Origin of the sequence: Arachidicoccus rhizosphaerae (genome assembly GCF_900107765.1) — a bacterium.
Lineage (GTDB): Bacteria > Bacteroidota > Bacteroidia > Chitinophagales > Chitinophagaceae > Arachidicoccus > Arachidicoccus rhizosphaerae.
Map to the genome: position 1 here is coordinate 227,322 of NZ_FNQY01000005.1, position 8,873 is coordinate 236,194.

The 8,873-nt window shown below is 40.8% G+C and carries 6 protein-coding genes; 3 read left to right on the forward strand and 3 right to left on the reverse strand.

Features of this window, described 5'->3' with window-relative positions; genetic code table 11:
- Positions 1-11 precede the first annotated feature (11 nt).
- Positions 12-3,149 carry a SusC/RagA family TonB-linked outer membrane protein gene (locus BLU80_RS06500; RefSeq protein ID WP_091395338.1) on the reverse strand — a complete coding sequence of 1,046 codons (3,138 nt, stop codon included), beginning with the start codon at positions 3,147-3,149 and terminating at the stop codon, positions 12-14.
- Between the two features lie 434 nt (positions 3,150-3,583).
- Here BLU80_RS06500 and BLU80_RS06505 point away from each other — a divergent pair, with 434 nt between their 5' ends.
- The 3 genes from BLU80_RS06505 to BLU80_RS06515 all read left to right on the forward strand — a co-directional run bounded on the left by BLU80_RS06505 (position 3,584) and on the right by BLU80_RS06515 (position 6,557).
- Complete coding sequence (locus BLU80_RS06505) at positions 3,584-4,618, forward strand: GntR family transcriptional regulator (protein WP_091395342.1); 1,035 nt, start codon at positions 3,584-3,586, stop codon at positions 4,616-4,618.
- A gap of 232 nt (positions 4,619-4,850) precedes the next feature.
- Positions 4,851-5,405, forward strand: a complete 555-nt coding sequence (locus BLU80_RS06510; protein ID WP_091395345.1) for a ferritin — start codon at positions 4,851-4,853, stop codon at positions 5,403-5,405.
- Positions 5,406-5,570: 165 nt separating this feature from the next.
- A complete protein-coding gene (locus BLU80_RS06515; RefSeq protein ID WP_091395348.1) occupies positions 5,571-6,557 on the forward strand; it encodes an ion transporter in 987 nt (328 codons plus the stop codon).
- A gap of 59 nt (positions 6,558-6,616) precedes the next feature.
- On the opposite strand, the gene BLU80_RS06520 is transcribed toward BLU80_RS06515, so the two are convergent.
- Together BLU80_RS06520 and BLU80_RS06525 are read right to left on the reverse strand one after the other, a co-directional pair.
- On the reverse strand, positions 6,617-8,512 hold the full coding sequence (locus BLU80_RS06520) for a serine hydrolase domain-containing protein (protein ID WP_091395353.1): 1,896 nt from the start codon (positions 8,510-8,512) through the stop codon (positions 6,617-6,619).
- A 41-nt stretch (positions 8,513-8,553) separates the two neighbouring features.
- A partial coding sequence (locus BLU80_RS06525; RefSeq protein ID WP_211481769.1) for a transposase occupies positions 8,554-8,873 on the reverse strand: 320 nt, incomplete at its 5' end.

Consider the following 8,873-nt stretch of genomic DNA (forward strand, 5'->3'; position numbering starts at 1 on the left):
AACAAATCCGGTTAATAACTCAGCTTTATTCCAAATACAAAAGTTCTGGGTACTGGATAATTGGTATAATCAATTCCTGGGGTTAATGCACTACCATATCCATTGGCACCCGTATAGTTTGAAACAGCCGGATTCCCAGGATAACTGGTCAGAATAAATGCATTCTGCACGCTACCATAAACCTGGATGCTGTTAAAGAAACCGCTGCCTATTTTTTCAGGTAAATTATAAGAAAGAGAGATATTTCGACACCATAAATAAGAAGCCTTATAAACTGCCCAGGAATTCACATCTCTGAACATCACCCTCCCCAGGCTGGACCCGGCAGTGGTGGGCACCCTGCCGTCACCAGGATCATCTTCTGAACGCCACCTGTTGATGACATCTGTTGTCACATTAAAGATTCCGTCAATGTTATGCAGGGATGCGAAATTAGCCTTTAAGCGGTCCGCTCCATAAGACCCGGAAAACACCAGGTTCAGACTGAACCTTTTATAAGTCAGATTATTCGTAAACCCGTAATTAAATTTGGGATAAGGGTTCCCTATAATCGTAAAATCAGAAACCGGTGTTATCTGGCCGTCGCCGTCTACATCCTGCATTTTCAGATTTCCGGGTATGGCATCTGCAAAAGCAGGGCTGTTTTGCACATCCTCCGCATTCTGATATAAACCCAGGACCTTATAACCGAATAACATTCCTACAGGAAGCCCGATTCTGGTAATATTTGTCGGATGTCCTTCCATATTACTGGCACTCTGAATTTCTGTTTGCCCAGGCCCCAGCTCAAGTGTCTTATTTCTGTTCAGGGTAAAATTGAAACCTGAGGTCCAGTTAAAGTCACGGTTAGAAACATTTATTGTATTTAACGACAATTCAAATCCTCTGTTTTGGACCTGGCCAACATTGGCAATTGAGGAAGAGAATCCGGAGGAGGAAGGAATATCCAGATTTAGCAGCAGACTTTTTGTTCTTGATTGATAAAAATCAGCTGAGAAGGTAAGCTTATTGTTCAAAAACCCAAGATCCACCCCTAAATTCACTTCGGCGGTTCGCTCCCAGGCCAGGTTAGGATTGCTGATGGAATTTATTTTTCGGCCACTGGCCAAAGAATTGCCAAAAACATAATTTCCTGTCACAAGCTGACTCATATAGGTAAAGTTCCCTATTTGATCATTTCCGGTGATACCATAGGACGCTCTGAGTTTTAACTGGCTCAGTTTGGACCCTTCCTTTAGAATCCAGGGTTCTTTAGCCAGGTCCCACCCTAATGCAACAGATGGAAAAGTCCCCCATCTGTTATTTTCCCCAAACCTGGAAGAACCGTCTCTTCTTATGGTTGCAGTTAATAAATATTTATCCTGATAACTATAATTAACCCTGCCTAAATAAGAGGCTAAAGCCCAGCTGTCGGCATACGTACCGCCAGTAATTAAGGCTGCTGCATTAAGCGTCTGAATGGCATCATCAGGATATTCCGTTCCATTAAATGAGGCAGAATTATTGGTTTGTTTCTGTTCAGAAAATACGCCTAATAACGTAAGCGAATGGCCGCCTTCAAATTGCTTTTTAAAAGTCAGGCTATTTTCATTCGCCCAGTTTAAATACTTGGATTGTCCAAATGAACCTGAAGGAATATGTGGTGGCGGATTATTGGTGCTACCTAAGGTTGATGGTGAAAAATTGGTCTGATCTTCATTATCCAGATCAACATTAAAAGTTGATTTAAAAGTTAAAGATGGAATAATTTCATAATTAATGTATGCGCTGCTCAGTAAATGAGTCTGTGTATGTTTATGAACCGTTTGTTTTAAGACCATTACAGGATTCGGCTGATTCCAGGTTCCATCCGTTCCTATCATGGCATTATAAGAACCATCATCATTATAAATAGCCGGAATGGGATTAGCTACTTCCCATGCGCCAAAAGCATCATTTCTTTCATTACCACCGGTTACTCCATTATGCCCGTAGGAATAGGTAGGAGACAAGTTCAGCCCCATGCTGATCTTTTTGCTGATCTGACCAGAGAGGTTTACTCTGAGAAAAAATTTACTATAGTCTGTCGCCAAAACGACACCTTCCTGATTCATGTATCCTCCTGATGCATAAATCTTAAAATATTTGGAGCCTCCGCTCAGATTGAAATTCGCGCTAGTCATAGGGGCAGTTCTTGTAATGGCATCAAACCAATTAATCCCCTCTCCCAACGCTTCAGGATTCTGATAGATATCAGGAATCGCATTATTTTGCCCGGTATAGGCATTGTTATCTTCAATTATTTCCTTTTGAAATTCTGCAAACTGCGTGGCGTTCATCATACTTGGCACTTCCCTGCCGGGTATCTTCTGTATGCCCGTATAGGCATCCAGATTAAATTTCAACTTTCCTTCTGTTCCCTGTTTAGTTGTGATAATAACGACACCATTAGCACCTCTGGATCCATATATGGCAGTTGCAGAGGCGTCCTTTAATACAGAGATAGAGGCTATATCGCTGGCGGGAATATCATTCAATGGATTGGAAATCTGAACGGTCCCAGCTCCATCAGAAGACAAGGGGAAACCATCTACCACATATAATGGGGTGCTTCCGGCTCCTATGGCACCGACCCCTCTTATCTGCACCTGTGGTCCTCCACCGGGGATACCATTGGTAAAGCTAACCTGGACACCTGGCATTTGTCCGGCTAGTGCTTCATTGGCTCCCACAATAGGTTGCTTTGCCACTGTACCCATATCAACAATACCTACAGCTCCCGTTACATCCTGTTTTCGTTGTGATCCATACCCAACGACCACTACCTGATCCAGAGCTGCTTTGCCAGTTGAAGGTTCCAGAAAGATTTGCATGGACGAGGATTCGCCTGAAACCTCCGTTTGTTCATAACCAACACTGGAAATGATCAGAATCGCCTCCTTAATAGCATTGATGGTAAATTCTCCTTTTGCATTTGTCATGGTTCCTTGGGTAGTTCCTTTTATTCGTACGCTCGCACTAGGAAGAGGTGTACTATCAATACTTGACAAGACTCTTCCCTGAAGGATCTCAAGATTTTGTGCAGTTGATAAAAATCCACAAAAGATCAGCATACTGGAAAGAAAAAAAACACGCAGCCTTTTAAGACCCAAAACTTGTCTTTTCATCATAACAAAACTATTTTGAAGGTTTTTAAATATGTACAAAGAGACCCATCTGACACTTTCACGAAAAAAGTCAGCTGAAGAGCAAGCGCTCTTCCTTTAAAAATCAAAATGATATAATTTATTTACTGCCTTTAGAAACTACTAGGCAACCGTCCCAAATCCAACATATAATATTATAATTTATAATTATTTATTAAGCGTTTTATCGTTTGTAACTGGGAGCAAAACTTTATTTATACATTGCAAATGCAGCATACTAAATAACATTCGTATGCAATTTATTTTTTAATTGGTAACCAACTATCCCCTACTGTATGTAGTTCATATAAACTTTGCCAATCTCTGATTATTAAAACCCACCATGACTATCAGAATATTCTTTTTTGAGACAATTGCTTTTCTTGCTTTTCATTAACTTTAACACAAAACCTTTGAAAATGATAAGCACCGAAAACATTTATACACTTATTGAATTCGATAATTACTCGCTTACGCCAAAGTATTTACAGCTGTGCAATTGCATTATTAAAGCGGTACAGGATGGAACGATTTCTCAGGATTATTTACTGCCCTCTATTAATAATTTAAGTTATGAGTTGGAAATCGGGCGCAATACCGTGGAAAAGGCTTATAGATATCTGAAGAGATTTGGCTTTATTAAATCTGTACCGGGAAAGGGGTACTTTATCAGTTGCAAAGAGCCGCAGAAATCTCCAAGTGTCTGTTTAATTTTCAATAAACTAAGTGTTCACAAGAAAATCATTTATGATACACTTACTAAGGCTCTGGGATTCAACGCAATAGTTGATTTGTATATTTATAATAATGATTTCTCTCATTTTAAGCATATACTTGAAGTAAAAAGAGACAATTATTCTCATTTTGTCATTATTCCTCATTTTGTGGATGGGGGTAATTATGCCGATAAAATCATCAATTCTATTCCAAAAGACAAACTGATCCTTATGAGTCAGCTTGTAAAAGGTGTCAGTGGAAAGTATGGGGCTGTTTTTGAAGATTTTGAAAAGGAAATATACAATGCGCTCAGTGCTGCCCTGATCAGGCTTAGAAAATATAAGAGTATACAAATTATATTCCCTGAAAACACCTATCACCCGGAAGCTATATTGGACGGGTTTGCCAAATTTTGCAATGACCACCATTTCGGTCACCAGATCATCCGAAACATTGATAAGGCCAATTTACAATCAGAAACTGTTTATATCTGCCTTATGGAAGATGACCTGGTCATATTAGTCAAGAAAATTCTGGAAACCGGTTATAAAGTCGGAGCTGAGATTGGAATTATATCCTATAACGAGACACCTATTAAACAAATTATTTTAAATGGTATCACCACCATTTCCGCCGATTTTAAATTCATGGGTGAAATGGCGGCAAAATTTATCAAGGACGGGATTAAACAACACCTGGCCGTCCCATTTTATTTAACACTACGAAATTCTTTGTAGATTAAAAATCAAAATGATAGCATATCCTTATGGAATTATGCATTCCCGAAAGATGTTCGGAAAAAGCTTATAATCAGCCGACAAATGGAACAAAATTTAAAAAATTGACAAAAAACGCCTAACTTTAAGGTAGTAACCTAAGACAGGTGCCGGATATTATCATCCCCCCGGAATGATAAGCCGGCGGATGATATATTGAAACTGATATTATTAACCTTTAAACTTAAAACAGATGAATACCGACAGACTTTCTCCGGCCATGAATCTGGCCTTAAACCATCAATTAACAACCGAAGCAGAAGCCGCTCAGAGTTATCTGGCACTGGCTAGCTGGGCAGATGACAAGGGATATTCAGGTATCAGTAATTTTTTATTTCGCCATGCTCATGAAGAGCGCAATCATATGATGAAATTTTTACGTTATATTCTGGACAGAGGCTCTAAGGTTAAAATAGCAGCGCTTTCAGAACCCGGCCCTGATCCTAAGAGTATACAGGATTGTTTTAATAAAGTTTTTGAACAGGAAGTCAGCAATACAGAGTCCATTAATAAAATTGTCAAACAAAGTTTTGAAGAACAGGACTGGGCTACCTGGAACTTTCTGCAATGGTTCGTAAAAGAACAAGTAGAGGAAGAAACACTTGCACTCAACCTGCTGGATAAAATTAAAATCGCCGGTGGCGAAAAAGCAGCTGATGAAGCCTTACTTGAACTTAATAAAGAACTGGGACATATGCCTGATGAAGCCCATAGCGCCAGCAGTGCTACCGAATCTCATCCTTCCTAGGCTTTATAGCTGACTTTTTTTAATAAGTTCATATTGATCAACAGTTTATTAATAGACCTTTTGCCTCAATAGATTGGAGGACAGGTAAACTAAATTCATACTATTGTAAATGGCTCACCAATGCAATGGGTTGAGCGGTGACTATTTTGCACGAATACGATTTACATGGCGAAACCTGATGACGATTTTACCTTTTTAGAATCTCTGGATGCAGAGTATGACAACGAGCCGGATAATCCGGGATGGCGACAAAATGTTTATAATATCATCTTTAAATCGGACACTCCGAAAGGCAAGTTATTTGATATTATCCTGGTTCTGTTTATACTGACCAATATCGGTGTCTTGTTATTAGAGTCTATGCTGGGGCCCGATTCTAAATACGCTCACCTGTTTAAGGTACTGGACAAAATATATCTGGTATTCTTTACCCTGGAGGTTTTACTCCGCATTACTTGTGTAAAATGGCCTGGCCGTTATATATTTAGCTTTTACGGACTGATTGATGTACTTTCCATCATCCCCTCCTATCTGGAACATTTCTTTCCTGAAACGCATGTTCTGATGCTGATTCGTGCTTTCAGGCTGCTGAGAGTCTTCAGAATTTTTAAACTGGTCAAATTTTTAAATGAGAGTAAAAGATTACTCTTTGCCATGATCCGGTCGTTTAGAAAGATTCTTATCTTTTTATTTTTTGTCCTGCTGCTTACTATTTTTTTGGGCGCTATTATGTATATGCTGGAATCAGGCAGCAACCCGCAATTTTCAAGTATTCCACAGAGCATTTATTGGGCCATAGTCACTATTACAACCGTTGGCTACGGTGACGTAGCTCCCGTAACGCCGGCCGGCAAAATCGTCTCCTCTTTAATTATGATTTTAGGTTATGCGATTATTGCAGTGCCCACGGGAATTCTTTCCACTTCCATGATGCGGGAAAGCTGGCGCCACCTGCCGCATTATGCGCTGTTACCCTGTCCCAATTGCGGTGAAAAGGGGCATGAGTCCAGCGCTGTTTTTTGCAAAAACTGTGGTGCTGCGTTATACCCGGATAAAAAGTCTGCTGAAAATGCGCAGACCACCCAACGGAGCCGTGGTCTTCAAGACAATGACAGGGACACGGAAGACTTTGATCCACCGCAGTTCATTTAGTCGTCGCGAACTTAATTACCCATCAACTCAACAACAGCTTTACCCACTTTTAAATGCACTTATTTATGCTTCTTTGTGCTATGCACGGAAGTATTTTTCCCTTTATTTTTACGCTGCATCTGCTGATTTGCATCATCAATCGCCTTATTAAATATGTCCTGAATCTTACTACGGGTTTTTAAATTGTAGATTTCTGTGCTTCGTACCGGGTTAACCCGGTTGGACAAAAAGATATAGACCAAGTCCCGGTCTTCATCCACCCAGACACAGGTACCCGTATAACCAGTATGTCCAAAAGTATTCTGGGAAGCCAGCCTGGAAGGATATTCCTTGGATTTGTCAGGATCTGCCCTGTCAAATCCATAACCGCGTCTGCTGACTTTAGATTCATTTTTAGTAAATGTGGTAACTGTTTGGGGCTGGAAATATCTCTGTCCGCCATAATAGCCCTTATTAAGCAACATCTGATAATAGGCGGCAAGATCTGTCGCACTGGAGAAAAGTCCCGCATGACCAGCAACACCGCCCTTTAAGGCGGCTCCCTCATCATGAACATAACCTACTAAAAGCGTTTTCCTGAATGTCTGATCATCCTCCGTTGGCACAATTCTTCTGTCATCAAATTTATAATAAGGTAAATAACCAGTACTATGCATCCCCAACGGTTTATAAAACTGTTCATCCGCATATACATCAAGAGTGGTATCTGTTATTGATTCTAAGACTGCCTGCATAACATACATACTTATATCACTATAAACATATTTCCCTCTGGTGACGATCGGAGAGTATAGCATGGTAGGCCACATAAAATCCTTAAAAAAGCCTCTTCTGATAAAATAGTGATCCGCTACTTTCGTAGGATAGTCCCAGCTGGAATCTCTGCTGAAATCCTGATCCGTTATCAGTTTCGGGAAATTGATAAAAGGCACAAATCCTGCCTGGTGCAACATGACCTCTCTTAAATGGATATCATTCATCCCTGTCTTGCGGGCCCTCGCAATATAATGCCCGATGGTAGAATCCAGTTTAAGTTTTCCTTTTTCCACCAAACGCATTACACTGGGTGTGGTAGCCGTAATCTTAGTTACGGATGCCATATCAAAAATATCATTGAGCTGTTCCCGCTGCGTTTTATCATAAGTATGGTATCCGTATGCCTTATGAAAAAAGACCTTCCCGTTTTTAGCCGCTAAAACCACCATCCCCGGAGTCGCTCTTTTATCAATGGCTTCACCGGCCAGCTGATCAATCTGATTAAATTCATCCGTTGACATGCCTAACTCTTCCGGATAAGTATATTTTAACCGGATGGCGCTTGTAACAATGCCGCTTCCTGCCGGCAGATCCGGACCGATTGATTTTTTCAATTTTCCATGGACGGCGATCCCCCCGAAAACCATTTGTGCTGACACGTTGGCTGCAGCCATTGCATCAGCCACCGGTACGTATAATACAGGACACTTTAAGGCTGCCAGTCTAAGGTCAACAGGACGCCTGACCTCTCCCAGAATAACGACAATCATGTCTTTGCGCTTACTGATGTCCATTAAATAGCGCTGATTACGGTATATACTGAGTCCCGCCGCAGTTGTTATAACGATTACGGTATTATAAGGTTGCAAATCATCCTGTAGATTATACAAATCTGGTGAATCTTTATAAATACTGGCCGTGAGGCTGGCTACCGGTGCATATAAGTTGGCAATACTGTCAAATAATGCATGCGCTGTATCCGTTAAATGTACGGCCACAATACTTCTATGGTCAAGGTTTTTTACCGGAAATAAATCTCCCGCTTTACCCAGCAATACGGCAGCATTTTCCGCCGATTTTTGAGCCAGGTAATCTTTATCGGGAGCATGATTTTTTTGGGAAAGGGCCGGCTCTGTGCAAAGTAGCCCTGTTAACAGGCCAATTAAAACTCCATAGACTGGCCATGATTTTAGTTTCATACACTGAACATTTAATTTAGAGTCTGCTCAATAACTCACCGCTAGGTGGTCATTAACACATTATAATAATTTTTAATTCTGAAATTTCCGGCTAGCCTGACTACATGATAGGCTAGCCAATTTTGTATCCTTAATAGTAGGGATACAGGTGCCTGCCTGGTCATCCGGACCAGGTTTAGCACCAGGGCTATAGTAGATATCCATGAAGTACTTGTATTGGCCAGCTTGGCTTTTATATTGTCCATGCCATATCTGGTCTTTGCTTGGCCAAATTTTCCCTCTATTGGATTTCTTTCGCCCGGTCTTATGTGATTTTTCACTGCCGTTGCGGATGGACGACCTAGCGGTTTCGCAACAAGTT